Source organism: Xanthomonas sp. NCPPB 3442, from assembly GCF_056725145.1.
Window position 1 is genome coordinate 1884743 of record NZ_CM161514.1, and the last position, 25233, is coordinate 1909975.

Consider the following 25233-nt stretch of genomic DNA (forward strand, 5'->3'; position numbering starts at 1 on the left):
CTTCATCAGCAACATTGCATTCGTGACCAATGCGATTACCCAGCTGCCAGCTGCGTGTGCCCAGGCGGACCCCTGCGCAGCAGGCATGCCGCCAGGCGCTTATTCGGCGACCCGCACGCTGTCGCGTCCGCCGTTCTTGGCCAGATACAGCGCTGCATCGGCACGCGAAAACCAGTCCTGCCAATGCGTTTCGCCATCGTGGCGCGCCGCACCCAGCGAGACTGTGATACGCCCACCGGGTCCGCGCAAGCCGTTGCGTATCACCTTGCGCAAGCGTTCGGTGGCCGCTTCCAGTTCGGCCAGCGAGCCGGCACGCAGCAGCACCACGAATTCTTCGCCGCCAAAACGGAACACCTGGTGCGGTTCGCGGACTTCGAAGCGCAGGATGGTGGCCAGATCCGAGAGCGCCGCATCGCCGGCGGCGTGTCCGTAGAGATCGTTGACCTCCTTGAAGTGATCCAGATCCAGGATGATCAGGCTGTTGAGCCGGTCGTGCGGTTGGCGTTGATCGATCTGGTGGGTCAGCGCACGTTCCAGCATGCGACGGTTGGGCAAGCCGGTCAGCGCGTCCAGCGAGGCCAGTTCTTCCAGATGCACGCGGTCGTCCTGCATCCGCAGCGAAAACGCGTAGCCCACCGCCAGCGTCACCAGCGTCACCACGATCGTCGACACACCCTGGCCGGGGCTGGTGATCAAGCCGGGCAAGAACAACAAGGCGGCCAGCAGCGGCAAGCTCAACAACACCGCACGTCGCGGCCCGCACAAGAAATAATTGGTGGCCAGCACCGGGAACAGCCACGGCAGGGCGCCATCGCCACCAGTCCAGCACGCCACCAGGCACCCGCCAACATTGATCGACGCCAGCCACACGCCGCCGGCGCCGGTGTCTTCGGCACTGCGCATCTGCCAGCCGCGCCATACCGCAAGCACGCCCAGCGCCGCGGTGACCAGGCACGCAACTACCTGACCGGTCATGGCCAAATACACCGCATAGAGGCAAAGCAACAGCGCGGTGATTGGCCCGAGCATCTTGACGATGCCGAGTCGAAAATCCCGCCGCAGGTGGAGGATCACAGGGAAGGTTCGATAGGAGTCGGCATCATTATCGGCGGAGTGCGGTCAAAGTTGAGCGTGTCTTCATCGCCGCAACGGGTAGGAAAGTGAAGCGTTGCAGCGCAAGGCTTCGCACATCCTTGACGGCGCTGCCGCAAACGTATCGTTTTGGTTGTCGGAGTCTGCCATGCCCACCCGCGAAGAACTGGCCACGCGCCTGGACGCGTTGCAGGAAGAGTTGCCCAAGTTGTCGGCAGATGAAGATGCGGATTTCGACTACCTGGATTTTCAGGCGCGTGCCGAAGCGATCCTGAGTAGTGCCGCGCAGGACGATGCCGACTATGTGCGCACGCGTATCGACGGCATGCTGGCCGGTGCGGGCCTGATCCCCACCGACGACGCGGGCCACGCCTGCGGCTGAGGCCTGGTCTTGGCATGAGCGCATGTGCCTGAGCGTTCGTCGCTGCAATGCGCGCGCCGGCGAATGATCCGAGCATCTTCGTTCAGGCGCTCGCACCCGGGTTCGCCAAGCGCGCGCGATGTGGATCTGAGCGTCGACCGCGCGACACAGGCCTCTGCGACAGACCGCAGCAGCACGCCCGGCTGCTTGCGTTCAGGCCACGGATGCAAGCACATCCGCGCTCACGACCTGATTGCGGCCACCCTGCTTTGCGCGATACAGCGCCGCGTCCGCCCGTTGCAGTAACGAGGCCACGGTGCTGGCGTGAGCGGGAAAGCTGGCCGCGCCGAACGAGGCGGTGACCTTCGGCAGACAGACGCCATCGCCCATGACCTGCAGGGCCTCGATGCCGGCGCGCAATTTCTCCGCCATCATGCACGCGGTTGGCAGATCGACTTCGGGCAGGATGATCGTCAATTCTTCGCCGCCGTACCGGCAGCAGATGTCCTCGCCACGCGTCTGCGCCAGCAACAATTCGCCAATGGCCGCCAGCACGCGGTCGCCGCCGCTGTGCCCGTGCAGGTCGTTGAACCGCTTGAAGTGATCCACATCCAGCATCAGCACCGACAAGGGCAGCTCGCGGCGCGTGCAGCGCGCCAACTCGTGACTGAGGGTTTCTTCCAGATAGCGGCGGTTGTACAGGCCTGTCAGCGGGTCGCGGATCGATTGCTGGCGCAGCGTTTCGCGCAGGCGCAGGTTGTGCAGCGCCAAGGAGAGTTGTTCTGCTGCCGCCTCGGCCACGGTCAGCGAGGCAAGATCGTCAGGGTCTTCGCTACGCAATGCCAGCATCCCCAGCTGCGTGCCCTGCGCCGATAGCGGAATACAGGCGGTGGCCGCATGCGCCGGGAGGTTGACGCCGGCATGCTGGCACAGCATGCCCTGGCCGGCGTCCATCACCACATGGGTGCGGTCGCGGCGCAGCGCCCAGCAGTTGTCCGGCGCGATGCTGGCACTGGCGTCGTCTGCCATCTCGCCCCAGGCGACCACCTGTTCGGCGCGATCGCGCGAGGCGCGTAGCAAGTAGACCGCGCCGGCGGCACCGGGAATCAGCGGTGCAATCGTGCGTGCAGTGATTTCCAGCGCTTCTTCGGCATCGCGGCAGTTCTGCAGCAACCCGGAGTAGCGTGCCAGCGCCTCCAGGCCAGCGGAGGTGCGTTCGAGTGCGGCAAACGACTCGATCAGGCGCTCGCTGGTCCGGCTGGCGTCGTTTTCGGCACGCGTACGCCGTTCCAGCTCGCGCGACAACAAGCGGTACGCCAACAGCATCACCAGCAAGCCACTGGCAATGCCGATCACGGTCACCCACAGCACCCACTGTGCGCTGCGGGTGGTGGCTGCATTGCGCCTGATCAGTTGCTGCCGCTCCAGCTCCGTCATGGTCTGCACCTGGCGGCGCAGCGATGAAGAGGTCTGGAACACCCCGCGCGCGATGGCAGCACGCGCGCCATCCAGGCCTTGCTTGCGATAGCTATGCAATAACTCGTCGATCTGCACCAGGCGCGCGTCCACCAAACGGCTCAGCACGACCACATTGCGCCGCTGCGTCGGGTTGTCCTGCACCAGGGCGTCCAGCCGCACGATGCGCTCGGGCAGGCGGCCGATCGCATCGGCATACACGCCCAGAAAGGCCTCGTTGTCGGTCAAGACATAGCCGCGCGCCGACGATTCCGCCGACAGCATGCCCGCCTGGATTTCGTCGATGCTGGCAATCACTTCCTGGGTGTGCGTCACCCAGCCGGCGTCCGACAGCGAACGCTGCGTCGTGAGGTACCCGCCCACGCCGATCAGGACAAAGATCAGCCCACCCACCAGCAAGGCCCCGGCAGCACGACGTTTGGTTCTTTTGGTCAACACCGCGTTCCCCCGGCACGATTGTCTGGTCGAGGCCGATGCAAGCCGCGTGCCTACGCTCCACTTCGCTTGCCGAGTCAGCTGGCAGACGGCACATTGCCCCCGGAAGCAGCGTCGTGGCGGTATGCTGGCAAGCAGTCACCGAAAAGGGCGCCCGTTGGTCATTTTTCTAGGCAATTACCAACTCACCTGTCATGCCGTCAAAGGCGATACCCCCGCCCATGGCTGGGTGGCAGGCTGGGATATTGCGCAGATCGGCATCGGCCGCGGCGCGAACCTGGCAGGCGCCGCGCTGTCGTCGACCTTTCCCGACCATCGCAGCGCCATGGCAGCCGCCCGGATTGCCGGCATGGTCACGCTGGAAGCCATGCACGCCAAGGCGCAAGAGCAGCGCGAGTACGCCTGAGCGGGAAGCCCTGACGGCTGGCACGCGATTTGCTCGGGTTTGATCAGGGCGCCGTCGAGCGTCTCTGGAGCAAGTGCAATGGAAGAGCCCAATAAAAGCGCACTGGCGTTGCTGCAACACGAAGCCAGCGCGTTGCTGGCCTTGTTCGATCAACTCCGCGGCGATGCCGCCCCGCGGTGTGCAGCTGCCGACGACCGGGCAGGGGCCCTCGTTCGTCGCGATGAGCCCGAACATGCCGCGCGCGTCACTAACTGACGCAGCGCGCGCAGTCTGCTTCGTCCTTCGCAATGGCCAACGTCTGACCTCTGCATCGGGAAATCCCGGCCTTGTCCGTTTATCTCTGGGGCGAGGTTGAAGCGGGTGGGCAGGGCCCCGGCACGCACTGACGCATGTCGGCGACGCGCAAGTGCCTTCGGTGACCTCGCTGTCAAACGAACGCCTCAATGGTGAGGCGGCTTATACCTTCTGGATCGCGATGGCACGCCTCGTCCACACAAAAGGAGGGCCGCTGCTGCCAGCGTTGCTGCCAAGCCTGGAACATGAGGATGGGCCAAAGATGCGTGTGCCACTTTCGTTGACCTGCGATGAACGCTTGCCAGAGATGCGTCACCACCCCGACGTCGAAGACGCCTTGCTCTTCGAGTTTTGAAGGTGTCAACAAGTCTTCAGCCCACTCGCGTAAGGGGCCGCGTAGCCAGCGGCCGACAGGCGCACCGAAGCCTCGCTTGGGTCGGTAGATAAGCTCCTGCGGCAGATACAGTTCGAGCAGGCGCTTCAAAATGTATTTTTGCTCCCCACGAACCATTTTGAGCTTGAGCGGAATCTGCCAGGCCAGCTGAAATACCTGCTGATCCAGGAAGGGGGAAGACGTGTTCAGGCCATGCAGCATGCACGCGCGGTCGACTTTGGTCATGAGTCCTTCCCCAAGTTCCATGGCAATGTCCATAAAGAGAACGCGCTCGCCTGGGGATCCGACGGTCAGCTGCTCCATGGGGGTGTCATAGATCGTGGGGTACTCCATGGAGCCAAGCACGGCGCAATGGGGGTTGCGCCAACGCGAGACCCTGAGCAGGTAGCTCTCTTCCACCGAGCGGCTGATCGTCTCCCCCACGGCCGCTCGCCATCCGCCCAAACGGGCCGACTCCTTCGTGTAGACGCCCCGGCGACGCAGCGAACAGCGCAGCGTGTCCGGGATCATGGAGGCCAGGCGCGCATTGCGCAGTGCACGCGCATACGCGGCATGGCCGAAGAACAATTCGTCGCCTCCATCGCCTGTCAGCATGTGACTGACTTGGCGGCGCGCGGAGCCTGCTGCAAGCAGTGTCGGAATCTGGGACGAGTCCGCAAAAGGTTCGCAAAACGCCTCCGATATCTCCGGCAGAATGGCCACGGCCTGCTGATCGCTGATGCGTTGTTGGAAATGCCGCGTACCTAAATGGCTTGCGACCTTTTGTGCCCAATCCATTTCGTCGTGGTCGGCATCCTCAAATCCGATAGTGACGGTATCGACAGGTGTTGAGCGTTGCGACTGCAGGAGGGACGTGATGAGGCTGGAATCGGTTCCTCCCGACAGGAATGAACCAGTCTTGCGATCGCTGACGCGGTCAACCGCCATCGAGAGCGCATCCTGCAGGCGGCTGATCGCACGCTCTTCGGTCACATGCTCTCTTGCTTGGATTAAGTTGCTGACATTTCTTTTCGGATGCCAGTAGCGCGCCCCCTCGCTGGGGTCGTGATGGGGCGCACCGCGTTCCACATCCAGCGTGCTGAAAACTTGAATGGTTCCTGCCGCTAGTTTGAAGATGCCTCGATGAATGCTATATGGCGATGGAATGTAGCCGTATCGCAGCAGGAGCGTCAGCGCATTCCGATCGAGCGAGTTACTGAAGCCGTGAGAGGAAGCGATTGCTTTGAGTTCAGAAGCAAACACAAGACCCTGATGTGTCCAGCCGTAGTACAGGCTGCATTGACCGATGCGGTCGCGCACTAGCGACAGCGTGTGTAATCGACGATCTAGAATGGCCAGGCAGAAGCTGCCATCGATGAGCGCTAGGGTTCGCTGCAGCCCCAACGACTGAATGCTTTGCGCGATCCTTGCGGCAGAGGTGTTGCTCTCACAAGCCTCTGGTGTGCTGTAAAGCGGCGAGAGGCCATTGGCGCGTCCAGCCAAAGCGACAAGATAACGACCATCGGCAGAAAAGCCCATGCGAGACCCCGGGGTGCCAGAGCTCCCGCATGCTGCAAGTACCAGGGGCGTGTCAACGACGGTTGCCACACACGCTTTATCTCCACGGTGCTTCATCACAGCAACCATCGCACTTCCACGCCGTCCTAGCGTGCTGCTGTCTTTGTGAGAATTTGGTTCCAACCACAATCCACAGATACCCGACATCTGACCCGTCCGCCCTTGACCATATAGAGAGGTGCACTGGGCCGGGCAACGCGACTTGCTGGCGACGTCGTTCCCGATCCGGTGCGGCGCGCATGGTGGGCTGGTCGTATGGGGATTCCGCCTGGAAATGATCAAGGAACGGTTGAGATGGCGCTGTTTTTTTGAGCGCTTTGCATCGATGTCGCTCCGGTGCGCTGCGTCATGTCGAGCGCGTGGATGGCCGCGTGCAACCAGGCGCAGCGATGACTCGAACAGGTGACAGATGGCGTTTGCCTGATCGCTCTCTCGCCCGCCACGTCGCCGGCAACCAATGACTGCGCCTGCGGAGATCGTGGCCGACAAGGCGCCCCGGCATCGGCTGATCGAGGTCGATATCGGGATGCCGGACCGCTTGCCGGTGCTGGCGGAATCCGAGCGCAGCTTTGGCGCGGCATATCGCAAGGTGGGCGAGGGCATCGTGGGGGTATCGACGTTGGCCATTGGCTGCATGCCCCCAGATGTCCCCAGCGTCGCATGGCGTGATACGTTCACCTGCGCACTGCGTCGCACATGAAAAAGGCCGAGAACCCTTGTTTTACGGGGGTTCCCGGCCTTCTCAGGACCTTGTGGGTCCGCTCATTGGTGGAGGTGGGCTCTACCGCCGATTCGCCGTAAGGCATTGAAGGGAAAGGTGTTGGCCTATCCCATCGCGGCAAGATGCCCCCACAGATACCCCCAGCTCAAGCCGCCTTGTCCCGCTGGGCGATTTGCTGGTTGATCCAGTCGGCGACCTCGGACTCCACCCATACCGACGATGTACCCAGGTGGAGAGGCTGCGGGAAGGTCTTATCCCGGATGCGGCTATAGAGGGTGGACTTCGACATGCCGACGCGCTCAAGCACATCGCGCAGCCGGAGCAGCCGCTGGGTGGCGGTCGGGGTGTTGCTCATCGCTTGGTCTCCTGTTGGTATGCCTGCCAGGCGGACTGCACCCGCTGGAAGGTATCGGCGTTGCCGCGATTGTCGGGATGGTGCTGCGAACGCAGCCGTCGGTAGCTGCCCTCCGGGTCGGCCGGGTCCAGGACATCGCGCCAGGACAGCGCAACCGGCGCGGGCAGGGCAGCGAAGCCGGTGAATGCCCGCTCCATCATGTCGGAACTGCCCCAGCGCTCGATGCCGCGAATAGCACCGATCGTCAGGGTGATAGCGCGCAGATTGGCCTCGCGCTTGGCGAACTTGTCGCAGGCCAGAACCATCTCCACACCCTTGCGGGTGAAGTAGACGGCGATGCCCTCGTCATCGTTGCGCGGCTGCTGGCTGTACGGCATTCCGTCCTGGCGCAGCTTGAGGTTGCTGCTGACGATGATGTTGCGCGCGCCGAGCCGGCCAAGCTCGTCTACCAGGTCGCGGAATGCGCGGTCGGTGGTCTGCGCCTTGAACGGACTGTGCGCGCGGAGGTGGCCGGGCGTGCGCGGCCAGCCTGCCGGCCAGGTCAGCGGGTAGCGTTGGTCGGGGCGCTCAGCCATTGCAGCCTCCCAGCACGCCGCGCTCGGCACTGCGCAGTGCTCGCGCCAGCTTTGGCGCCCACCAGGCCGGCTTGCCGATGATGGTGCCGGGGGGCATCTCGCGCTCCAGCCACTGGACGAACAATTCCGGCACGCCCGCGGCAGCAGGGGCTGCCTGCAGCTCGGAGAGGGCTTCCAGCATCTCGATCCAGTTGCGGATGGCGACCGGCGCATGGCCTTGCGTGACTTCGCAATCCTCTGCGACGCCAGCATAGTTGCGCATCGACGCGATGATGTCGGACAGAGTCGGCGTCTCGGGGGTGATGGTCGGGGTCATGCTGCTTTCTCCTGTTTCGCCAGCGCGGCGCGAAGCTGCTCGGCCTGGCCCTGGCATGTGTTGATGGCTTCTGCGCAGATGGCGCGCAGAGCCTGGTTCTCGGCGGTGACCCGCTCGATGTGGTCGGCGGCCATGGCCAGCTGCTGCCGGAGCAGATCCTTGGCCGGCTGTTTCATCCGGCGCGGCTCGCGCGGGAAGAGCTGGGGCTTCATGCGGCCTTGTCCGCGGCCGGTGCCGAGGCATCGAGAGCGTCGAACAGCCCGGGCATGCCGCGGTCCCGTGCAGCCGCCGCGCAGTAGGCTGCCGCGTCCAAGAAGTACTTTGAGTTGAGCTCAACGCCGTAGCCACGCCTACCGGCCTTCAGCGCCATGTACGGCACGGTGCCGATGCCTCCAAACGGATCAAGCACCAGCTCGCCGGCCATGCTGTGTTGCTCGATGCAGCGTTCAACGATGTCGAACTGGAGTGGGCAGAGGTGTTGCTCTTTGCCCTTGGCCGCCTGGCTGCTGTTGAGCGTGCGCATGCGGGTGATATCGGTCCAAACCTCGGGGTGCCAGGATTGAGGCTGCAGCAGCATGAAGGTGGTCGGCAGCCAGCCGGATCGGTCGACATGCTCGGCAATGCGCACGTCGTGGCGGAAGTCGTAGACGTCGGCCAGGCTGTGCTGTTTGAACAACTTGAAGACCGCCGACTGATCCAGGCCTTCCAGCTCCGCAGGCTGCAGCGGGCGGTCGCCGCTGCTGCGCCAGAAACCGTGCGCGTCATACTGCCAGCGCGGGCGGGTGTAGGTAGCTTTGTCCTTGGCCACGGGCAGGTCGGCGTAGCCGTTGCTGCGGTCGGTTGGGGGCTTCCGAAACTTCAGCACGTACTCGGGCATGCCGTTGCCCATGCGCGAGCCGTCCTTGCATTGCTCGGTCCAGCCCAAGCGATAGGTCTGGTTGTTCTCGCGCACCACGTCGGTCACCACCGTGACGCGCGAGAGGAATGCGAAGCCGTGCTTCTGGAAAGCCGCGATGCACTCGTCGGAGAACGGTTGCACCGTCTGGAAGCCGAAGCCATTGATGCCGCCGGGGGTGATCCGGTCCTTCACGTGGATGCACGCCACGCGGCCCGGCTTTAAGGCGCGGAGCAGGGCGGGGATCAGGAAGTCCATCTGCGCCCAGAAGTGCGCGTTGTCGTCCGTATGGCCGAAGTCGTTGTAGCTGGGCGTGTACTCGTATTGGGTGGCGAACGGGATGCTGGTCACGACCAGGTCGACGCTCTCGGGCTCCATACCGGTGACTTCCAGCACGCAGTCGTTGTTCACCATCGTGTAGCCGTCGCCGGCGGCCTGGACGCGCTCGACGCCCAGGGATCGCGCCAACATGCCGGCCATGGCTGCGTGCGACAGCCCAAACTCGCGGATGATCGCGGTCATTTTCTGCACCTGCTCCTCGTGTTGGCGCCACTTCCGTTCCAGCTGCCGGCGCACGTCGCGCTCGGCCTCGGTGTAGATCAGATCGATGCGGACCTCTTCGGTCTGCAGGAATCGGTAGAGGCGATGGATGGCCTGGATGAAGTCGGCGAATTTGAAGCCGATGCCCAGGAAGATTGCCCAGTGGCAGTGCCGCTGGAAGTTGCAGCCGGAGCCGAGCATCACCGGCTTGCCGGCCAACTCGGGGATGCTGCCGTCGGAGAACCCGATCACCAGCTGCTCGCGGTCATCGAGCTCCTGGGATCCGTAGACCGTGGCCAAGCCCGGGATCGCGCCCTCGAGCGCGCGCCGCTCGTCCTCGAGGTCGTGCCAAAGAATCCGGTGTGCGGCCGGGTCGTCCTGCCGTAACTCCAGAAGCTTGGCAACCCGTGCCGGCAGGCTGTCCCGCTTCTCGCGTGCAGCATCCTGCAGCCCCAGCGCGGTCGAACGGAACAGCTTGGCCTGGCCGTCCTTCTCGGTACCGGCCGCGGTGTGGTCGGTCGGAATCTCATGCCAGCGCACGTCCAGCGGCGGCAGCTCGTAGCCTTCGTCGCTGAACGACGGATCGAGATCGGACGGCTTCTGGACGAACAGCGCCCAGCTCGCGACCCACAACCAGAACTCTCGTTCCTTATGGGCATGCAGCGTCAGTTGATCGGCCTTCTCGCTGTTGCGGCGGAAGAACCGGGTCTTCGCCTGGCCGACATCCATCACGCCCAGGAAAGCCGCATAGGCCAGCAGCTCGATGTATTCGTTTGGGCTGGGCGTGGCCGTGGCCACGAACCGGTAGGGAATGCCAGCAGTCTTGACCCCTGTCGCGCGGTCGTCGCCTGCGATCGTGGCCATGAACTCGCGGAAGGTCTTCGTGCCGCCGAAACCGCGGAGGATCGCCGCTTCGTCCAGGCTGACGGCCACGAAGGCGCGCGGATCAAGCTTCCGATCGCGCACAGTCTCGTAGTTGGTCAGGTAGATGCCGCGCGGGTCGGTCGCTTCCTCGATCGCCCGGATGAACGTCACCGGCACGCCCAGCATTGCCGCGTCGCGCACGAACTCCTGCCGCACACCAAGCGGGATCACGATTAGCCCCATGCCGCCCGCGCGCTCGGAACCGATGCGCACGGCCTCGATCTGCATAACCGACTTACCCAGGCCGAATGCCGCGAACAGCGCACGCCGGCCTCCATCGAGAGCCCATTGCACTGCTGCGCGTTGGTGAGGCTTGAGGATCGCGCTGATCGCTGCCGGCTCGACCTGTACGCCGGTGCGCGGGGCCACGGCGGCCTTCGCGCGGAGAAAGCGGTCATAGGCGTCGAGGTTGGTCATGCGGCCGCCTGCATCAGCTGCGGCTGCTTATCGAGGTTGACGCTGGCAAGTGCGAACAGCGGTGGCGGGCTGACGCTGTTGCCGCACATGCGCACGGCAGCGCTCGTGCTGATCGCCCGGCCGTCAGCGGTGTGCGTGATCCGGTAACCGGTAGGGAAGCCCTGCGCGCGGAACAATTCGTGCGGCTTGAGCATGCGCAGGCCGATATCGACGATGACGTAGGGCGTGCCCTGGATCGTTACCGTGACCAGTGCCATGCGATCGCGTGTCGTCGCGGTATCCAGCGGCTCGCGTAGGTCGACCGCGATGCCGCTGCCGTAGTACTTCACCAGGAACGCGGCGACCTGCAGCGCGCCGGCCTGCTGCTCTGCGCTGAGCGTGCACTCGATCATCCCGTGGTGCACGGTACTGGCGCACACGGTGCCCAGCGGCTCGTCTGCTGCGTGCCCATGGGTGTTGTTGCGCAGTGTCACCACGTGCGCGGTCGCGAGCTGCTGCTGACTGCCTGTCGCGGTGATGGTGCTCATCGGGTCGCGTGCATCACGGCCGCCGCCTTCGTAGAAGCCGCCGTTCGCCTGCTCGAGGAATGCGCATGCGGCCGCGTGCTTTACGCCGCCGGCAACGACAGTGCCAAGCGGCTGCTGAAGGTCTAGGGCGCGTGGTGCCTGCCCCTGGCGTTCGCCGTAGCCGGTCTGCACCAGCACCGGTGCCACAAGCGCGGTGTCCGCCTTCGTGGTCATCGTGTAAAGCGGTTCGGCACCTGAGCGCGGCTCGGACTGGCCGGCGCGGCCGCCGACACCGGCGAGGATCGGCGCCACTGCCGAGAAATGGCCGCCCTTCACCCCGGCGCAGATCGTGCGCAGCGGTTCGTCGGCGCGCATGGTGCGCTGGTTGCTGGCGTTCGAGTGCTCGGTGATGAAGGGCGCCAGCTCTGGCGCAACCAGCATTAGCTCGCCGCGGTTGGCGGCGGTGATCGTGGGCAGTGGCGCCTGCACGTCGTTGACCCGGTCAGAGCCCTGGTGCGTGGCCGGCACGATGAAGGGGTCGGCCGACTGCAGCACGTGGCGCATGACGCCCTTGGCGATGCGGCGCAGCGTTGCGTCAGCGAGCGGCCGCTTCCGGGTGAAGATCGACGGGCAGGGGATGGAGAAGTCGAGGCAGTCGGCGGCGCGCACGCGCGGCTGCTGGCTGGGCGCGGTGCCGTGCGTCGGCGCCGGCCACACGATCGGCTCGCCATCGCGGCGCGCGAGCAGGAACAGTCGCTCGCGGCTGGTGCCGGCGCCGTAGTCGCTGGCGGTCAGCTTGCGCCACTCGACGCGGTAGCCCTTCGACTCCAGGGCAGCCACGAACTGACGCCAGGTGCGGCCGCTGTGGCGCTTGTCCGGCACCAGCTGCTGATTCGCCACCGGCACGCGCTCGCCACGTGCCGCCACCGTGCCGTCCATCTTCAGGACGCGGCCGGTCACCTTGCAGCGTTTGGCCACCAGCGGACCCCAGGTCAGGATCTGCCACACGTTTTCCAGCGACAGAATGCGCGGCGCGGTGTTCGTGCCGTCTCGCAAGTCGGCACGTAGCAGCTGGCCGATCCACTTCAGCGCGACCCATGAGAGCGCTCGCGTCTTGTGGCTGCGCGGCTGGCCGCCCTTGGCCTGGCTGAAGTGCGTGCAGTCCGGCGAGGCATGGAACCAGCCGATTGGACGGCCGGCGACGTCCTTGCGCGGGTCGGCGTGCCAGATATCTTCGCGGTGGTGGATCGTCAGCGGGTGGTTGGCCGCGTGCATGCCGATCGCCCACTCATCGTGGTTATAGGCCAGCGCCGGATCGATGCCCAACGCTTGCTTCAGCGCCTCGCTGGCGCCGCCGCCGCCCGCGAACAGGTCGACCACGATCTCGCCCGGGCGCAGGCACGACACCTGCGGAGCGGGGAAGTTGAAGGAGTGCGAGCCGTCAGCCACCGCGAGCCTCCCGCTGCGCTTCGTCGCGCAGTTCCTGCAGGGCGGGCACGTGCGTCAGCCGCACCAGCTCGTCGGTCTTGCCGGCATCGCGGGCACGGGCCAGCGCCCATTCCAGAGCAGCGAGGCGGTCATTCGGATGCATGGTCATGCTTCCTCCCACTTCCAGCCAAGCACGACGCGAACCGCGATGCGGTGCAACCAGCTTGGCTTCTTGAGCAGTGCAATTTTGAAGTTGATGCCAATGACGTAGTAGCCAGCGTGGCGCACCGGCTCCACTAGTTTGATAGTGCTCATGCGGTAACTCCCATTGCGGCCAGGTCGATCTCGTCCACGCGGTCGCGCAGTTGCCGGCGAGCGCGGCGCAGCTGCTTCGCGACATAGGCCGCATCGTCACTGCCGGTGAAGGTGAGCGCATGCATATGCAACGCGCTGCTGTGATCGCGGCGGAACATGCGCCAGGTGATGAAGGCGCCGTCGCTGGTGGGGAAGCGTCCCCAGGAAAAGGCGCCGTTACGCTTCGGCGCGCGGCGGGTGAGTTGGCGGGTCACAACGCTTCTTCCACGGGATTCGCGCAGCCGACACGCATATCCCAATTCGTCCAGAAGTAAATGCCACTGACGCGGACATAACCCAGCGCCTCGATCGGCGCAGCGATCTCAGTAGCGCGTACGCGCAAACCAGGTTTGTTCGGCTGAATCTCGGAATTCAACTCTGCGGGTCCAAGATTTCCCCATTCCTCACACACGAGACGGATCGGGGTTCGATCTTCTGGCGGCAGCCAACTCTCGCCACCGATCATGTACTTAAGTCCCTCCGGTGGCTGAGGTTCGATCTTGCTGATGATCTTCATGCTGCATTCCTCAGCAGGTGAGTGCGCTGCACCGGGCCATGCCACAGCGCAGCGACGTTGTTGAGCCGGATCTGCTCGGGATCACGGCGGATTGGTGCGAGCCTGGTCTGCGCCCGCTTGATGTCGTTCCGGCAGAGCACGCACACGTTGACGACGCGCCCGTTCTGCACCGGGAACTCGGAATCGCTGAGCGACCTTTCACAGCTGGAGCAGACGCGCGGCATCAGGCGGCCTGCTGATAGCTGCTGGTGGCGGCGCGCGCGAACACCTGCTGCATCGCGCTGAACATGGCCGGCATCTGGGCGGCGTCGTACAGCTTGGATGCACGCTCGGTGGTCACCGGCTGGAAGCCGAGCTGCGCCAGGCCGTCGGCGGTGATCGTCAGCGGGGCGATCTTGGCGTTGATGTCGCCGAGCTTGATGCGCACGACCTGGGCCGGTGCCGGCGCGGCCAGTGACTTGGCTGCCTGCGAGAGAGCGGGGGCCGCCGCCACCGGTGCCGACGCGACCACCGGCGCGGGCGCAGCAACAGCGGCTGGCGCCGGCGCAGCAACAATACGCGCTGCCTCGGCCTGGGCGTCGGCGCGACGCTGCGCTTCCTCGCGCTCCTGCTGCTCGCGCGCCAGCTTGGCCGCTTCCTCCTGACGGATCTTCTCGCGCTGCGCTTCCAGGCGCTGCTCGTCCACACGCTTCTGCTCCGTGATGCGCGCGGTGACCAGGTTGCGCAGATCCTCCGGCGACTTCGTGGCGCACAGCTGCACGCGGTCATGGAACAGGCCGGCGAACGTGCCCATCTCCATTTCCAGCACGCGCACGTTGGCGCGCACGCGCTCGGCCTGCTGGCTGGCGGCGATCTTGGCGTTGGCGGCAGCGGTGCCGACGGCATCCTGCATGCTGCTGATCGACTTCTTGCCCTTGATCACCGCGCCGATATCGGCCTGCAGCGAAGCCGGTACCGTCAGCGCATGCGCATCGAGTCCTGCGTTGATGGACGCATAGTGATCCCGCACCGCCTGCACGCCGTTGGCGACGATCTGGTTGCGGCGGTTGTCCTTCTCGACCTTGACCAGCTTGTCCAGCTCCAGGCGGACGCGGCGCGCTTCGGCGGCCACCTCGTCCATCGTCCGGAACACCGCGTCGATGTCGGCGGTCTGGCCGAGGATCTGCTGCTTCGTCGCTTCCAGCCGATCCTCAACGCCCTTGCACCACTTCACCGTCTGCTCGGCATTGGCAAAGTCATCGTCGGTCTGCAGGTCGCGGTTAATGCCGCTCAGCACAGCCATCGCCGATGCTTTGAACTCGGCGAGGTTGGACGCGGTCACCATGCCGGTCACGGCGATGTGCAGCGAGGGCAGCGTGTCCGGCGCGCGGCCGCTGATCACCGGTGCCGTTTTTTCGACATGTTCGTAGGCGGCTACGTCAGCCTCGAACTGCTCCCAGCCGGCGACGATGCGCGCGCGCAGCTCCGCACTCGGCGTGTACCAACAGTGGCGCTGCTCAACCAGCTCATCGCCGCGCCACTTCGACGCCATGAAGAGCACGCGCAGCGCGCCGGACACCATAGCCTGCTGCTCCATCTGCACCTGGTAGACCAGCGGCAGATCGGCGCCTTTACAGCCGTCGACCATCACACGGCGCAGGTCATCGTTGAGGCTCTTGTGCTCGAACGCGGTCTCCTCGAGCAGCGTCAGGCCGTCGAAGCTGGCCGAGTACTTCCCCTCGGTGCCGACGCACGGGTACAGGTCCTCGCCGATGATCTGCTCTGCGATCGGGCGTGCCAGCGCTTCGTAGCGGTGGCCATCGGCAAAGCGCTGCAGGGTGGCGTCGTCGTGTTCCTCACCAATGCCGGTGGCGACTTCGCGCACCAGCTGCGCGCGTGTCTTGTATGGGCTGCAGCCAAGCATCGCCGGCGCGTCGCTGGCGTTGAGGTGCGTGGCACGATGCTGGTGCCACGCATCGGTTCCTTGCTGAATGTTGATGGTCTTCATGCTGCCCTCGCGAAGTCTTGGTAGTAGTGACGCGCGGCGTCGGCATAGGCCTGCTGCGCTTGCTCGGCCGTATCGAAAGTGCCGAGGTGGTGGAGTTGCTTGTTCACAGAGATCCGCGCTTGATACCGGCCGCTGGGCAGGACTCGGACTCCTTTCGGGGTTTCCTTGCCACGGTCCCTGCGCCGATTGGCCTGGTTCTGTGGATTCGTGGCGATGCGGAGGTTCGAGATTCGGTTGTCAAGCGGACAGCCGTTGATGTGGTCAAGGTCGCCGGCCGGCCACTCGCCATGGACGTACAGCCATGCCAAGCGGTGGGCTTTGTATTTGCGGCCGTCAATCTTGATCAGCACGTAGCCCGTGGTGATCCCGCCAGCGATGTAGGCCTTCAACCCAGGGTGATACTTCGGAGGGTCGGCTCACTCGAAGAGGCCGCTCACTTCGTCGTAGGTGAGCAGTTCCTTCAGTCGCTGGCAGGTCAGCTCACTCACTGCTGGCCGTCCTCCGCAGCGGCTTCGTTCTGTGCCTCATCCACATCGGTTGGCGGATTGCGGATTTCCTTCAGCTGCTCGGCGGTGAACGTCGCCTTCGTCTGCAGCATTGCGATGAGGTCATCGGCGGTCTTCTTGCCGCTGGCGACGATGTCCCACCACTTCGGCAGGTTCGCGGCGAAGTCTGTTTCCGAGTAGGCGGGCAGCTGCTTTTCGGCCTGGCCCTCGATCGCGGCGCGGCCATGCTCAGCAGCCACTGCGCCTGCCTGCGGGATGTCCATGATTTCCTCGGCAATCGCCATGCCGCGCAGCACGTCAGTGAACACGTCACGGAGCGCGAACGCGCGGGCCCGCATCTGGCGCATACGCTTCGGGTACTGCGTCCAGGGACCTTGCTTGCCGACCAGGCCAGCCTTCTTTGCGTCCTCCATGCTGAAGGTCACCAGAGCTTCCTTCTCGCCCTTCCGCTTCACCTTGCAGTGAGCCGTGTCGTTGACGTCCCATTCCTCCACGAACTCACACACCGGCGAGTTCCGAACCAGCGCAAGCACCGCATCGCCCCAGAGCGCTGCACGGCCGTTGATGACAGCGATGTTTTGCAGCGCCTGGAGCGGCTTCAAACCCAGTTCCGCGCCCCACTGCATCGCGATCAGGCAATTCGCCGGCTTGCCTTTGAAGTCCTTCGGCACGAGGTCACTTTCTGCGAGGTAATCGGCAAAGGTGAGCGCCTGCTCGAACGTTTGTGGGCTGAGATCAAACTGCTGGCGCGGCTGGGCGACAAGCGCACCCTGTTGGTTCTGCGGAATCACGGCTACGTTGGTCACTGCAATCTCCTGCCGGCGGCGCCGGCGTGTTGTCGATGGGTGGAGGGGCCGGTGCTGATCTCCGGCGTGAACTATTTCCGGCCTAGTTGCACCCGTTGGGCTGGGGTCGTCGTCCGGTGTTACTGGTCGGTCGCGGCTTACCGGGCAGTTAGGCAACTTGTCTTACAGCCGCGCTTACTCCACCGACCATTCGCATCCCTCAATGCTGCGCATCAGCCTGCGCACTCCCTCCATAGCGGAGCGGCCTGGTCGTCGATACGACAGACAAGAACGCTCGTTGATCGCAAGCCGCTCCGCTATGGATAGGTGCCGGGTACGTCTCCGGCGCGGGACTCTCACCGCCGTGTTGTCCAGGGAAGGCAAGGCCTATAGCGCCTTGCCAACCGTGTTCCCTTGCTGTGCTTTTACGTCCAACGAAACTACCCAAGGGCTTCCAGACGGCCGGTCTTTCCCGGCTGTATAGGCTTTCGCCTTCCGCTCCTTCTTGCGCACGTATCGGCGGTGCGGGCGGTTCCCTTCCTGCCTTTAACGTCTGACCTTCGTGGGTCAATGCGCGGTGCGATCGCGTCCGTGGACACCTGCCACGGATCAGGGTTCGGGATCAGGCCGCGTCGGCGAGCGGGCGGTCTTCGACCTTGCGGTAGGGCCAGCGGAACGGATCGGCCTTGATCACCTTGTTGAAGTGGCCACCCTTCGACTCAGCCGCCTGCAGCGCGGCGAAGTCCTCGGCGGTCACGTTGTCGTAGTGGTAGAGCGAGGTGACTTCGCCCTTCCAGTTCTTGAAGCGCACCGCGAGGGTCTGGGTGTTGGCGTCGTGGCCGATCGCCGCGATCTGGCGGCTCTCGACATCGATCAGCGGAATGCGAGCGGGCGCGTTCATGCCGCAGCCTTCTGGCCAGCTTCGGCCAGGCGTGCAAGTTCGGCGGCCGCGTCTGCGGTTTCCTGTGCATCGAGCGTGTCACCGCCTTCGGTCAGGTCCTCGGCAACGGCGCCAGCACGCTTCGGTGCGATCAGCGTCAGCAACACGTCTTCGCGGATCAGCGCTTCCGACAGCTCGGCCAATTCCTGCGGCTCCACCTCAGCCGACGCAGTGAACGACATCGCCAAGCTGCCGCCTTCCTTCGGTTCGATCACGAAGCGCTTGAGCTTCACGTCAGCCAGGATGATGGGCTCGCCCGCTTCCAGCAGGCCGGCCAGGTGCATCTCGTAGCCGGTGAACTCGTGGCTCAACTTCAGCGGCTCCAGCGCGGGATGCTTTACTGCGGTGAGGCCATCACCGCCGATCTGCGGCAGATCCTGCTGCTCGCCCTTCGCCGGCTTGCGGAACAGGTCGTGCCGCAGCGTGGAGTCGAACGAATCGAGCGCTTCATTGCTGACGCTCAGGACAAACTTGATGTCGGCGGCCAGCTGGCGTTCTTCGCCGTGCCGCTGGATACGTTGGTTGACGTTGGCGATGGACGCCTCGTGCCTTTCGAGCTGAAACATTGGATACCTCGTCGGTGGTGCCGGCGGACCGGCGGGGATCAGCGGATGCCGCGGCGCGGCGGTTCCGGAAAATCGGGCGTGCTATCTGCGGCCGGCTGCGCCTGGTCGCGATGCGCGCTCGCTCGGGCGTTGCGCCAGCTCTCGGGCAGATGCAGCGCCAGGAAAAATGCGATCGCGTGTAGCGCTTGGGCGACCAGATCGGCGTCGCGGCTGTAGGCAAAGCAGCCGAACGCCACCAGCACAGAGATCAGCACGCACAACCACGCAAAGCTGGTGTAGCGGCGGCCGATCACGAGAACACCGCCTGGGCCACTAGCGTCAGCACAGCGCCCACAACCATGCAGACGATCGCGAACGGAATGTCCTCGCGCAGCATGTGGCGCTGGAACTCTTTCTCATTCATCTCATCCATCACGCCGCCTCCGGGCCGTCGAAGTAGGTCGTTGCCGACTCGTCCCGATCGCGCACGTGCTGCGATGCCTGCACGCGCAGAGGGCGAACGTTGTCGGGCTGGAAGGTACGCACCAGCTGCGCCACGGTGATCGCGCCATAGCCACGATCAAGCGCGATGTCGCGCACCAGGTCGGCGCCGCGCGCAGCGGTGGGGAAGGGGATGACGGCGCTCATGCGGCACCGCCTACGCGGACCAGGGCGGCGGTAAGCCGATCAACCGCGGCTCGGTAATCCCGGAGCGGGGCGGCTCGCAAGCGCGCAAGCCCCTCAATCCCTGACGCTGCCTCGATCAGCTCGGCCACAGCAGCGTGGGCCACCACACACTCGTCCGGTGTGGGGTATGCGCACAGAGTGGTGTGGTGCGCAGCATCGAACCTACGAATAACCGCCAGCACATCGACAGGGGCGCTCATGCCTCTGCCTCCATCTCGAAGCCATGAGAAGCCAACTCGGCTTTCCCAGCACGCAGCTCGCGCGCATAGCCGTCCTCGCGCTCATGTGCTCGCGTGGTGGTGTCGACCACCGATCCGTCCGGGCGCGTGATGGTTCGGCCGCCACGCGCACACCGGTTGATCGAGTAGCCGAGGTGATCCCAGATGCCGTTCGGGCCGCATTGCGGGATGGTCTTCATGCCGCCACCCGCCACGGCATCACGGCGACCGGCGCCGGCTTGGCTTCGTACACCGTCAGGTAGTGCTGCACCGCCTCGATGCGCGAGCAATCCACGTCGTCCATGCGGTCGGTGATCAGCTGCGACAGGTAGTCGGTAACGGCGTTGCGCAGGATCTCGGCAGCGCCTTCGTCGTTGCCTTGGGCAAGGTGGCCGGCGATCAGGGCCAGCTGCTCGGTCGTCAGCTCGCCCAGCGCCTCGCTCAGTACGCTGCCATCGCGGTGCAGGGCCAGCGCCAGAACGTCGGCGCGCTCGTCGGACAGCTCATGCCGGCTGCAGGTCGCGCAGCCGCATTGCGGGTAGTACGGGTGGCAGCGGGTGCTGGACATCTACGTTCTCCGTCGCACGTCCCCGGCGGGATCCGGGTGGTTCGTTGCGATGGGGAGACGATACAACCAAGGTTGTACGTTTGCAACAACTAAAGTTGTTAATCAGGACAAATTTTTTGAGGGAGCTTGCCTAGCCCCCTCGTCAGCCTTACAGACAGCCCGATGTGAGGGCTCTAAAGCGCGGCAGATATCCTTTGACTGCAAATCCCGCGCGCAACGTCGTGCGCTCCTCGATGACGCTCCCGCCAGCTTTAGACGGCGTGATGTCCAAAATATAGGTCGGGTAATTCGTCAGAGCCGCCACCGTGTAACGCGGCCCATTGGCGTAGGCCTTGGCGCCATCGAATTGAATGGCCTCGAAGCCACGCGCGCTGTCGTTAAACGCTGCGACGACGCATTCGCTTAATGCTGCTGGAGGCTTGGCGGACGTATAGGTTGCATCTGCCGGCGCTGCTCGCATGTCGTCAACAGAGGTTGTCGAACAGGATGCAAATGCAGCTGCGAAGCAAAGAACAGCCAGTGGTTTCGGCAAGAATCTGAGTGGCGATCGGGTCACAGGAAGTCCTCTGTTGTATCTCTCACAAGGCCAGCTTCATCGAACGCTATTCCCTCGACACGGCACTCTCTGCCACGTTCCATTTTGGTCAATAGCTCGGTGAGCTCGTCATCTGAAAGGCATTCAATGATCCCATTCACATGGATCGTTTCTTGACGAACGAGCCACTTGAGCCAGTACATCGTGCCGAGATCGTTGATCCGGGTGTACAGGACATCCCGCTGCAAAGCGTTCATACGCTTGTAGGCGTTAGATCCCTCGCTACTGGCCACCGCTAAATGCCTGGGGCCGGTGAGCGTGCTCGTGATTCCCATGTTCGCTGCTACCTGCCGCGCCATGATTTCTAACTGCGCCCTGCTTATCGCCATTCATCTACCTCACTTAATCGAACGAAGCTCGACGGCCACCTCAGTTGCTGCTTGGTCAAGCGCTGAGCCATTCATGATTTGCTCCACGCCATAACGTTGGACGGCAGCCCCGGCTTCGGTGAGGAGAGCGATATAGCGCTCCCCGTCGATGCGTTCGGTCGTCCGATCCTGGACCAAGCGGGCAATGGTGACCGCTGCGGCCATGATGTCTCGGATGGATCCCGCAGATTGAGACTCGGTCGCACGCAAGCCCTCGATGGACATGGGGCCTTCCTCTGTTGCAAGCCATTCCGGCCTGACGCCGCATGCAAGTGCAATCTCAGTCAGCTTTCGAGATGTCTTCGATGTGCCGGATAAAAGCTTCTGAATGGCCTGCTGACTTACGCCAACGCGCTTTGCCAGCGAGTCCTGGGTTAGGCCTGAGTGGCGCATGGCTTGGGCGAGGCGATCACGGATTTCCATTGGGGAAGCGTGACAACAGGCGTTGTAGCCGGCAAACAACATTGGTTGTTGACTAATACAACCAGGGTTGTATTCTGGGCGCATGGACACGACCCCCTTAGAGCGAGCAGTAGAAGCAGCCGGCGGACAAAGCGCCCTGGCCCGACTCCTTTCGACAGACTTGCGCGCCGTGAGACAGGGCCATGTCTGGGCTTGGATCAATCGAGGCCACGCGGTGCCTGCCGAGTTCGTGATGAAGATCGAAGCGGCCACCGGCGTCTCGCGCCACGACCTTCGCCCGGACGTCTTCGGCCCGTCGCCGGCCAACCCCGCAGGGGAGGTGGCCGATGCAGCGTAGGCATGCCCCCATCAGTTCAGCCGAGCGGGTAATAGACGGGCCCGGCAGCCGGCGTTGCGTTATCACCCGAGCCGCTTCCGCCGACGAAAAGCTCTTTTCCGCAGTGGTTGCATACCCGGTAGACGGCGCCACCGAACTTGGGCGCCGGCTGGAGCACGCTTCGGAGCCCGTCACGGTCCCAGCAGATCTGACAGAGATGGTGCTGCGGATGCGTGATTTCTGGATCGCTCTCCCCGCCAGCCTGGATGTCGACGGCGTATGCAAGCGAGCCGTTTCCGATATCGACAAGCGGGTAGCTGTCCTTCTTCGCGATGGCTTCTTTGAGTTCTCGCAGCTCCTTTGCGGTCTCGAAGTTCTCTTGCTGGAGCTGCAGGAGCATGACGTTGTGGCTGAGCAAACCCTGTTGGGCTGCGAGCAATTGCTCGTTGATTTGCGCGAGAGCCGCGGCCGACTCGTTGAAATCTCGAATGCCGACAGCAGCCTTGGCCAGCGTTTGAGCTGCACCGAGTGAACTAATGACCAAGTTGATTGAACCGAAGTCCATGTCGCCCTCCTTGCAGGGCTGCGCGCGTGGTAGCCGCAGCGTACCGCAAGGGGGGCGACGCCTCTTCGCTTCACGTCTCAAGCCTTCCGTAGCAGCCGAACGTCCATCCGTTCGTTGACCCACCGCAGCGCGAACACGCTGCCCTTCCACCGAATGATCGTCGTGACATTCGGCGCTCGCTTCCTCGCTGCTCTGAGCCGTTTCTGTAGTGCGTCCATGGCGCACATCCTGGCCAGGGCAGGTGTCCTAAACCACGTTCAGGTATCCCGCCCGTGAACATCGCAGACGCAGCACACAAAACCGTTCTCGACTATCCCGGTGGCAGTGTGGCCCTGGCCACCCGCCTCATCTCCACCAACGACCGCGGCGAAGAGAAGCCGATGTCGGCTGCGGTCCTCCGCAGCAAGGTCAACCCGAATACCCGCACGCACCACCTGACCCTGGCCGAAGCCAGCGAGATCATGGGCCTGACGGGCGACTACCGGATCCTGCATGCGCTGGCTGCCGAGCACGACTTTATCGTCCAGGCTGCCGACGCGCCTGCCGCTGGCGACGTGATCACCGCGCTACTCAAGGCGTCCTCGCTGAAGGGCATGTTGTCCGCGCTGATCGCCAAGGCGATGGAAGACGGTCGCATCACGCCGAACGAGGCGAGGGCGATCGCCGAGCTGTGTGGCGATCTGCAGGCGATGGTGGCCGAGGTCGCGCAGCAGGCCTGGTCGGCGGCCAACCAGAGGGCCGCAGCATGATCCTGCAGCTGATCGAAGACTGGCGCCGGGAGCGCCGCATCCGCAGGCTGGGGGCGCTGCTGAGGCAGGCGCAGGGCGACGGCAAGAAGGCAGTTGCACGCGCCTATTGGCTCGACATGAAGCGCGAGTGCGAAGGCCGTAGCGATCGTCAGGTGAAGCGCATGGAGCGGGCAGGGCGGTTGGTATGAGCACGCTGATCATGTCCAAGTGCTGGCCGATGGCCATGCCGCCGTCGCCCAAGGCGGTGCTCATTTCCCTGGCCGACAACGCAAACGACCAGGGCCACTGCTGGCCCTCGATTCCAACCATCTGCGAGCGCACGTGTCTCAGCGAGCGAACAGTGCACAGCGCCATCCGCTGGTTGGAGTCTGTCGGCCTGGTCGCTGCTGACCGTTCGAATGGTCGCCACACGCGCTACGTCATCACCCCAGATGCCTACCAACCCCCGCAGCAGTTGCACCCCCGCAGCAGCTGCACCCCCGCAAATGCCGCAGTCGAACCACCGCAAAATCTGCACAAACCACCGCAAATGCCGCAGTCACCCCCGCAGCAGCTGCGGTCTAACCGTAAAGAACCTAAAAGCAACAACAGCGAAGCATCCGCCAGTGCCTCGCCGAAGAACCGCATGCAGACCTTCGACAGCTGGAATGCGTCGCTTGGTGACGGGGATGCGATCCGTGCTGACGACCCGGTGTTCGAGTGGGCTGACAAAGCGGGCATCCCCGATGAGTTCATCGAGCTTGCCTGGCTGTCCTTCGCCGATCGCTACAGCGGTGATGGCAAGCGCTATGCCGACTGGCGCGCAGTCTTCCGCAACGCAGTGCGCGGCAACTGGCAGAAGATCTGGTTCCTGCACCCGGCGACCGGCTACACGCTGACCACGACCGGCGAGCAGTACCGCCGTGTTCGCGATGCCGAAACGCAAGCAGGGCAGGTGGCCGCATGAGCACGATCCACGATTACGACCACCACGCCGACGAGTCGCAGTTTCTCGACCAGCTGGACGCCGAGCGCGCCGAGAGCGCGTCTATGTGGCACGGCCGGCCATCGGAAGCACTGCGGTTGCCTCCGCACAGCGTGGAAGCCGAGCAAGCGGTGCTTGGCGGCCTGATGCTGGTCAACCGTGCATGGGACGACATCGCCGACCTGGTGGAGGAGCGTGACTTCTACCGCCGCGACCACATGCTGATTTTTCGCTCGATTCGCGAGATGGCCACCGCGAACCCGCGCCGCCCATTCGACGTGGTGACCATGGGCGACTGGTTTGAGGCGCAGGGGCTGCTGGAGCAGGTTGCCGATGGCGCGTACCTGATCGAGCTTGCCAGCACCACACCGTCGGCAGCCAACATCCGGGCCCATGCGGAGATCGTCGCGGACAAAGCGCGCTTGCGTCGACTGATCGAAGTCGGTACCGAGATCGCCAACTCAGGCTTCAACCCGGAAGGCCAGAGCAGTGTTGAGCTGATCGGCGCCGCAACATCGCGCATCGGCGCGCTGATGGACAGCCAGCCATGCGAACTTGAATCCGTCGCGCCGGTGATGGATCGCGTCTTCGAACGCCTGGGCGAGCGCTCCCGCGACGGCGGCGGCATCCACGGCATCACTACCAGCATCGACGACCTCGATACGCTGCTGGGTGGCCTGAAGCCGGGCGGCCTGTACGTGCTGGCGGCGCGCCCGAAGATGGGCAAAACCACGCTGGCCCAGAACATCGCCGAGCACGTCGCACTCCGCCTGCGCAAAGCGGTCGCGGTCTTCAGCTTCGAAATGCAGGCCGAGGAGCTGGGCGACCGCATGCTGGCGTCCGTCGGCGGCATCGACGGCAACCGGATCCGCTCCGGCGACCTGGACGACGTGGACTGGACGAACGTCACCAGCGCGATGCGCAAGCTGCGCGCGGCGGACATCTTCGTCAGCCGGCCACGCCGCGCACGCGTCGAGCATGTCAGCTCGCAGGCGCGCAGGCAGCATGCCCGCAAGCCGCTTGGCCTCATCGTCATCGACTACCTGCAGCTGATGGAGATCCAGGGCGACAACCGCGCCAACGGCGTGGGCGATATCAGCCGGGGCTTGAAGCTGCTGGCCGGTGAGCTGGGCGTGCCGGTGCTCCTGCTGTCGCAACTCAATCGCAAGTTGGAGGACCGCCCCGACAAGCGCCCGCAGCCTGCGGATCTGCGTGACTCCGGATCGATCGAGCAGGACGCCGATGCAGTGATCTTCATCTACCGCGACGAGGTGTACCACCGCGACAGCCGCTGGAAGGGCACCGCCGAGCTACTGGTTCCGCTGCAGCGCAGTGGCCCGCCTGGCGAGGTGCGCGTGCTCTACATGCCGGAGCGCTTCAAGTTCCAGAACCTGCCCGAGTACTGGGAGCCGGCGCCGATCGAAAGCGACGACGGCAAGCCGGTCCCGCGCTCG

General features: G+C 64.4%; 36 protein-coding genes and 1 pseudogene. 9 read left to right on the forward strand and 28 right to left on the reverse strand.

Annotation, left to right across the window (positions count from 1 at the left end):
• Nucleotides 1–99: 99 nt before the first annotated feature.
• The gene (locus AC1POX_RS08040) at nt 100–1074 is read right to left on the reverse strand and encodes a GGDEF domain-containing protein (RefSeq protein ID WP_005919921.1); all 975 of its coding nucleotides are present in this window, start codon (nt 1072–1074) and stop codon (nt 100–102) included.
• 94 nt (nt 1075–1168) lie between these two features.
• Here AC1POX_RS08040 and AC1POX_RS08045 point away from each other — a divergent pair, with 94 nt between their 5' ends.
• Entirely contained in the window at nt 1169–1474 is a 306-nt protein-coding gene (locus AC1POX_RS08045; RefSeq protein WP_057681589.1) for a hypothetical protein, read from the forward strand.
• A 192-nt stretch (nt 1475–1666) separates the two neighbouring features.
• On the opposite strand, the gene AC1POX_RS08050 is transcribed toward AC1POX_RS08045, so the two are convergent.
• Nucleotides 1667–3322: a sensor domain-containing diguanylate cyclase gene (locus AC1POX_RS08050; protein WP_033479294.1), complete on the reverse strand. Its 1656-nt coding sequence runs from the start codon at nt 3320–3322 to the stop codon at nt 1667–1669.
• Nucleotides 3323–3521: 199 nt separating this feature from the next.
• On the opposite strand from AC1POX_RS08050, the gene AC1POX_RS08055 reads away from it, so the two are divergent.
• Both AC1POX_RS08055 and AC1POX_RS08060 read left to right on the forward strand, forming a co-directional pair.
• On the forward strand, nt 3522–3770 hold the full coding sequence (locus AC1POX_RS08055; protein ID WP_014089797.1) for a hypothetical protein: 249 nt from the start codon (nt 3522–3524) through the stop codon (nt 3768–3770).
• Nucleotides 3771–3848: 78 nt separating this feature from the next.
• Complete coding sequence (locus AC1POX_RS08060) at nt 3849–4025, forward strand: hypothetical protein (RefSeq protein WP_338334513.1); 177 nt, start codon at nt 3849–3851, stop codon at nt 4023–4025.
• A gap of 172 nt (nt 4026–4197) precedes the next feature.
• Here the strand turns inward: AC1POX_RS08060 and AC1POX_RS08065 are convergent, their stop codons facing one another.
• Entirely contained in the window at nt 4198–5976 is a 1779-nt protein-coding gene (locus tag AC1POX_RS08065) for an asparagine synthase-related protein (RefSeq protein ID WP_338334512.1), read from the reverse strand.
• Nucleotides 5977–6493: 517 nt separating this feature from the next.
• Here AC1POX_RS08065 and AC1POX_RS08070 point away from each other — a divergent pair.
• Nucleotides 6494–6715 (forward strand): hypothetical protein, encoded by a 222-nt coding sequence (locus AC1POX_RS08070; protein ID WP_008577251.1) that lies wholly within the window; start codon nt 6494–6496, stop codon nt 6713–6715.
• A gap of 166 nt (nt 6716–6881) precedes the next feature.
• Here the strand turns inward: AC1POX_RS08070 and AC1POX_RS08075 are convergent, their stop codons facing one another.
• The 24 genes from AC1POX_RS08075 to AC1POX_RS08190 all read right to left on the reverse strand — a co-directional run bounded on the left by AC1POX_RS08075 (nt 6882) and on the right by AC1POX_RS08190 (nt 21185).
• Nucleotides 6882–7091: a helix-turn-helix transcriptional regulator gene (locus AC1POX_RS08075; RefSeq protein WP_047130252.1), complete on the reverse strand. Its 210-nt coding sequence runs from the start codon at nt 7089–7091 to the stop codon at nt 6882–6884.
• Nucleotides 7088–7666 (reverse strand): J domain-containing protein, encoded by a 579-nt coding sequence (locus tag AC1POX_RS08080; protein WP_047130253.1) that lies wholly within the window; start codon nt 7664–7666, stop codon nt 7088–7090. The genes AC1POX_RS08075 and AC1POX_RS08080 overlap by 4 nt, the downstream gene beginning before the upstream one ends.
• On the reverse strand, nt 7659–7982 hold the full coding sequence (locus tag AC1POX_RS08085) for a hypothetical protein (RefSeq protein ID WP_065031523.1): 324 nt from the start codon (nt 7980–7982) through the stop codon (nt 7659–7661). The genes AC1POX_RS08080 and AC1POX_RS08085 overlap by 8 nt, the downstream gene beginning before the upstream one ends.
• Nucleotides 7979–8194: a hypothetical protein gene (locus tag AC1POX_RS08090; protein WP_104605286.1), complete on the reverse strand. Its 216-nt coding sequence runs from the start codon at nt 8192–8194 to the stop codon at nt 7979–7981. The genes AC1POX_RS08085 and AC1POX_RS08090 overlap by 4 nt, the downstream gene beginning before the upstream one ends.
• Nucleotides 8191–10758 carry a DNA methyltransferase gene (locus AC1POX_RS08095; protein ID WP_372356939.1) on the reverse strand — a complete coding sequence of 856 codons (2568 nt, stop codon included), beginning with the start codon at nt 10756–10758 and terminating at the stop codon, nt 8191–8193. Before AC1POX_RS08095 ends, AC1POX_RS08090 begins: the two co-directional genes overlap by 4 nt.
• A complete protein-coding gene (locus AC1POX_RS08100; protein ID WP_372356940.1) occupies nt 10755–12713 on the reverse strand; it encodes a DNA cytosine methyltransferase in 1959 nt (652 codons plus the stop codon). Before AC1POX_RS08100 ends, AC1POX_RS08095 begins: the two co-directional genes overlap by 4 nt.
• Nucleotides 12706–12861, reverse strand: a complete 156-nt coding sequence (locus AC1POX_RS08105) for a hypothetical protein (protein ID WP_158506622.1) — start codon at nt 12859–12861, stop codon at nt 12706–12708. Before AC1POX_RS08105 ends, AC1POX_RS08100 begins: the two co-directional genes overlap by 8 nt.
• Nucleotides 12858–13007 (reverse strand): hypothetical protein, encoded by a 150-nt coding sequence (locus tag AC1POX_RS08110; RefSeq protein ID WP_372356941.1) that lies wholly within the window; start codon nt 13005–13007, stop codon nt 12858–12860. Before AC1POX_RS08110 ends, AC1POX_RS08105 begins: the two co-directional genes overlap by 4 nt.
• Nucleotides 13004–13261: a hypothetical protein gene (locus AC1POX_RS08115; RefSeq protein ID WP_372356942.1), complete on the reverse strand. Its 258-nt coding sequence runs from the start codon at nt 13259–13261 to the stop codon at nt 13004–13006. Before AC1POX_RS08115 ends, AC1POX_RS08110 begins: the two co-directional genes overlap by 4 nt.
• Nucleotides 13258–13563, reverse strand: coding sequence for a hypothetical protein (locus AC1POX_RS08120; RefSeq protein WP_372356943.1), 306 nt, complete (start codon nt 13561–13563; stop codon nt 13258–13260). Before AC1POX_RS08120 ends, AC1POX_RS08115 begins: the two co-directional genes overlap by 4 nt.
• On the reverse strand, nt 13560–13787 hold the full coding sequence (locus tag AC1POX_RS08125) for a hypothetical protein (protein ID WP_016850481.1): 228 nt from the start codon (nt 13785–13787) through the stop codon (nt 13560–13562). The genes AC1POX_RS08120 and AC1POX_RS08125 overlap by 4 nt, the downstream gene beginning before the upstream one ends.
• Complete coding sequence (locus AC1POX_RS08130; RefSeq protein ID WP_372356944.1) at nt 13787–15550, reverse strand: YqaJ viral recombinase family protein; 1764 nt, start codon at nt 15548–15550, stop codon at nt 13787–13789. The genes AC1POX_RS08125 and AC1POX_RS08130 overlap by 1 nt, the downstream gene beginning before the upstream one ends.
• Nucleotides 15547–15939, reverse strand: a complete 393-nt coding sequence (locus AC1POX_RS08135; RefSeq protein WP_372356945.1) for an HNH endonuclease signature motif containing protein — start codon at nt 15937–15939, stop codon at nt 15547–15549. Before AC1POX_RS08135 ends, AC1POX_RS08130 begins: the two co-directional genes overlap by 4 nt.
• Before the next feature lie 95 nt (nt 15940–16034).
• Nucleotides 16035–16862, reverse strand: a complete 828-nt coding sequence (locus AC1POX_RS08140; protein WP_372356946.1) for a hypothetical protein — start codon at nt 16860–16862, stop codon at nt 16035–16037.
• Between the two features lie 601 nt (nt 16863–17463).
• Nucleotides 17464–17742 carry a KTSC domain-containing protein gene (locus AC1POX_RS08145; protein ID WP_371893604.1) on the reverse strand — a complete coding sequence of 93 codons (279 nt, stop codon included), beginning with the start codon at nt 17740–17742 and terminating at the stop codon, nt 17464–17466.
• Nucleotides 17739–18347, reverse strand: coding sequence for a hypothetical protein (locus AC1POX_RS08150; RefSeq protein WP_372356947.1), 609 nt, complete (start codon nt 18345–18347; stop codon nt 17739–17741). Before AC1POX_RS08150 ends, AC1POX_RS08145 begins: the two co-directional genes overlap by 4 nt.
• Nucleotides 18348–18385: 38 nt before the next feature.
• Nucleotides 18386–18640, reverse strand: coding sequence for a hypothetical protein (locus tag AC1POX_RS08155; protein ID WP_372356948.1), 255 nt, complete (start codon nt 18638–18640; stop codon nt 18386–18388).
• On the reverse strand, nt 18637–18759 hold the full coding sequence (locus tag AC1POX_RS08160) for a hypothetical protein (protein WP_372356949.1): 123 nt from the start codon (nt 18757–18759) through the stop codon (nt 18637–18639). The genes AC1POX_RS08155 and AC1POX_RS08160 overlap by 4 nt, the downstream gene beginning before the upstream one ends.
• Nucleotides 18759–18974 (reverse strand): hypothetical protein, encoded by a 216-nt coding sequence (locus AC1POX_RS08165; protein ID WP_372356950.1) that lies wholly within the window; start codon nt 18972–18974, stop codon nt 18759–18761. Before AC1POX_RS08165 ends, AC1POX_RS08160 begins: the two co-directional genes overlap by 1 nt.
• Nucleotides 18975–19209: 235 nt before the next feature.
• A complete protein-coding gene (locus AC1POX_RS08170) occupies nt 19210–19431 on the reverse strand; it encodes a hypothetical protein (RefSeq protein ID WP_127159240.1) in 222 nt (73 codons plus the stop codon).
• Nucleotides 19428–19799 carry a hypothetical protein gene (locus AC1POX_RS08175; protein WP_372356951.1) on the reverse strand — a complete coding sequence of 124 codons (372 nt, stop codon included), beginning with the start codon at nt 19797–19799 and terminating at the stop codon, nt 19428–19430. The genes AC1POX_RS08170 and AC1POX_RS08175 overlap by 4 nt, the downstream gene beginning before the upstream one ends.
• 148 nt (nt 19800–19947) lie before the next feature.
• Nucleotides 19948–20331: a hypothetical protein gene (locus AC1POX_RS08180; protein ID WP_481108599.1), complete on the reverse strand. Its 384-nt coding sequence runs from the start codon at nt 20329–20331 to the stop codon at nt 19948–19950.
• Nucleotides 20332–20351: 20 nt separating this feature from the next.
• Nucleotides 20352–20669 (reverse strand): hypothetical protein, encoded by a 318-nt coding sequence (locus AC1POX_RS08185; RefSeq protein WP_372356953.1) that lies wholly within the window; start codon nt 20667–20669, stop codon nt 20352–20354.
• A gap of 63 nt (nt 20670–20732) precedes the next feature.
• Nucleotides 20733–21185, reverse strand: coding sequence for a helix-turn-helix domain-containing protein (locus AC1POX_RS08190; RefSeq protein ID WP_481108600.1), 453 nt, complete (start codon nt 21183–21185; stop codon nt 20733–20735).
• Nucleotides 21186–21267: 82 nt separating this feature from the next.
• On the opposite strand from AC1POX_RS08190, the gene AC1POX_RS08195 reads away from it, so the two are divergent.
• Nucleotides 21268–21522 (forward strand): transcriptional regulator, encoded by a 255-nt coding sequence (locus AC1POX_RS08195; protein WP_372356955.1) that lies wholly within the window; start codon nt 21268–21270, stop codon nt 21520–21522.
• A 16-nt stretch (nt 21523–21538) separates the two neighbouring features.
• Here the strand turns inward: AC1POX_RS08195 and AC1POX_RS08200 are convergent, their stop codons facing one another.
• Nucleotides 21539–22066, reverse strand: coding sequence for a hypothetical protein (locus AC1POX_RS08200; RefSeq protein WP_372356956.1), 528 nt, complete (start codon nt 22064–22066; stop codon nt 21539–21541).
• A gap of 326 nt (nt 22067–22392) precedes the next feature.
• Between AC1POX_RS08200 and AC1POX_RS08205 the strand changes: the two genes are divergently transcribed.
• The 4 genes and pseudogenes from AC1POX_RS08205 to dnaB form a co-directional block, all read left to right on the forward strand.
• A complete protein-coding gene (locus AC1POX_RS08205; protein ID WP_372356957.1) occupies nt 22393–22815 on the forward strand; it encodes a phage regulatory CII family protein in 423 nt (140 codons plus the stop codon).
• Nucleotides 22812–23003, forward strand: coding sequence for a hypothetical protein (locus AC1POX_RS08210; RefSeq protein ID WP_372356958.1), 192 nt, complete (start codon nt 22812–22814; stop codon nt 23001–23003). Before AC1POX_RS08205 ends, AC1POX_RS08210 begins: the two co-directional genes overlap by 4 nt.
• Nucleotides 23000–23761, forward strand: a complete 762-nt coding sequence (locus tag AC1POX_RS08215) for a helix-turn-helix domain-containing protein (RefSeq protein WP_372356959.1) — start codon at nt 23000–23002, stop codon at nt 23759–23761. Before AC1POX_RS08210 ends, AC1POX_RS08215 begins: the two co-directional genes overlap by 4 nt.
• A pseudogene (gene dnaB, locus AC1POX_RS08220) lies at nt 23758–25173 on the forward strand (replicative DNA helicase); the annotation flags it as partial. The gene AC1POX_RS08215 and the pseudogene dnaB, both read left to right, overlap by 4 nt.
• Nucleotides 25174–25233: the final 60 nt, after the last annotated feature.

What these genes read in the sequence shown, in the direction of transcription:
- AC1POX_RS08060 (WP_338334513.1), top strand. Translation starts at nt 3,849, where the DNA reads ATGGAAGAGCCCAATAAAAGCGCACTGGCGTTGCTGCAACACGAAGCC.
- AC1POX_RS08065 (WP_338334512.1), bottom strand. Translation starts at nt 5,976, where the DNA reads ATGGGCTTTTCTGCCGATGGTCGTTATCTTGTCGCTTTGGCTGGACGC.
- AC1POX_RS08075 (WP_047130252.1), bottom strand. Translation starts at nt 7,091, where the DNA reads ATGAGCAACACCCCGACCGCCACCCAGCGGCTGCTCCGGCTGCGCGAT.
- AC1POX_RS08080 (WP_047130253.1), bottom strand. Translation starts at nt 7,666, where the DNA reads ATGGCTGAGCGCCCCGACCAACGCTACCCGCTGACCTGGCCGGCAGGC.
- AC1POX_RS08085 (WP_065031523.1), bottom strand. Translation starts at nt 7,982, where the DNA reads ATGACCCCGACCATCACCCCCGAGACGCCGACTCTGTCCGACATCATC.
- AC1POX_RS08090 (WP_104605286.1), bottom strand. Translation starts at nt 8,194, where the DNA reads ATGAAGCCCCAGCTCTTCCCGCGCGAGCCGCGCCGGATGAAACAGCCG.
- AC1POX_RS08095 (WP_372356939.1), bottom strand. Translation starts at nt 10,758, where the DNA reads ATGACCAACCTCGACGCCTATGACCGCTTTCTCCGCGCGAAGGCCGCC.
- AC1POX_RS08105 (WP_158506622.1), bottom strand. Translation starts at nt 12,861, where the DNA reads ATGACCATGCATCCGAATGACCGCCTCGCTGCTCTGGAATGGGCGCTG.
- AC1POX_RS08110 (WP_372356941.1), bottom strand. Translation starts at nt 13,007, where the DNA reads ATGAGCACTATCAAACTAGTGGAGCCGGTGCGCCACGCTGGCTACTAC.
- AC1POX_RS08120 (WP_372356943.1), bottom strand. Translation starts at nt 13,563, where the DNA reads ATGAAGATCATCAGCAAGATCGAACCTCAGCCACCGGAGGGACTTAAG.
- AC1POX_RS08125 (WP_016850481.1), bottom strand. Translation starts at nt 13,787, where the DNA reads ATGCCGCGCGTCTGCTCCAGCTGTGAAAGGTCGCTCAGCGATTCCGAG.
- AC1POX_RS08130 (WP_372356944.1), bottom strand. Translation starts at nt 15,550, where the DNA reads ATGAAGACCATCAACATTCAGCAAGGAACCGATGCGTGGCACCAGCAT.
- AC1POX_RS08145 (WP_371893604.1), bottom strand. Translation starts at nt 17,742, where the DNA reads ATGAACGCGCCCGCTCGCATTCCGCTGATCGATGTCGAGAGCCGCCAG.
- AC1POX_RS08150 (WP_372356947.1), bottom strand. Translation starts at nt 18,347, where the DNA reads ATGTTTCAGCTCGAAAGGCACGAGGCGTCCATCGCCAACGTCAACCAA.
- AC1POX_RS08160 (WP_372356949.1), bottom strand. Translation starts at nt 18,759, where the DNA reads ATGGATGAGATGAATGAGAAAGAGTTCCAGCGCCACATGCTGCGCGAG.
- AC1POX_RS08165 (WP_372356950.1), bottom strand. Translation starts at nt 18,974, where the DNA reads ATGAGCGCCGTCATCCCCTTCCCCACCGCTGCGCGCGGCGCCGACCTG.
- AC1POX_RS08170 (WP_127159240.1), bottom strand. Translation starts at nt 19,431, where the DNA reads ATGAAGACCATCCCGCAATGCGGCCCGAACGGCATCTGGGATCACCTC.
- AC1POX_RS08175 (WP_372356951.1), bottom strand. Translation starts at nt 19,799, where the DNA reads ATGTCCAGCACCCGCTGCCACCCGTACTACCCGCAATGCGGCTGCGCG.
- AC1POX_RS08185 (WP_372356953.1), bottom strand. Translation starts at nt 20,669, where the DNA reads ATGGGAATCACGAGCACGCTCACCGGCCCCAGGCATTTAGCGGTGGCC.
- AC1POX_RS08190 (WP_481108600.1), bottom strand. Translation starts at nt 21,185, where the DNA reads ATGGAAATCCGTGATCGCCTCGCCCAAGCCATGCGCCACTCAGGCCTA.
- AC1POX_RS08195 (WP_372356955.1), top strand. Translation starts at nt 21,268, where the DNA reads ATGGACACGACCCCCTTAGAGCGAGCAGTAGAAGCAGCCGGCGGACAA.
- AC1POX_RS08200 (WP_372356956.1), bottom strand. Translation starts at nt 22,066, where the DNA reads ATGGACTTCGGTTCAATCAACTTGGTCATTAGTTCACTCGGTGCAGCT.
- AC1POX_RS08210 (WP_372356958.1), top strand. Translation starts at nt 22,812, where the DNA reads ATGATCCTGCAGCTGATCGAAGACTGGCGCCGGGAGCGCCGCATCCGC.
- AC1POX_RS08215 (WP_372356959.1), top strand. Translation starts at nt 23,000, where the DNA reads ATGAGCACGCTGATCATGTCCAAGTGCTGGCCGATGGCCATGCCGCCG.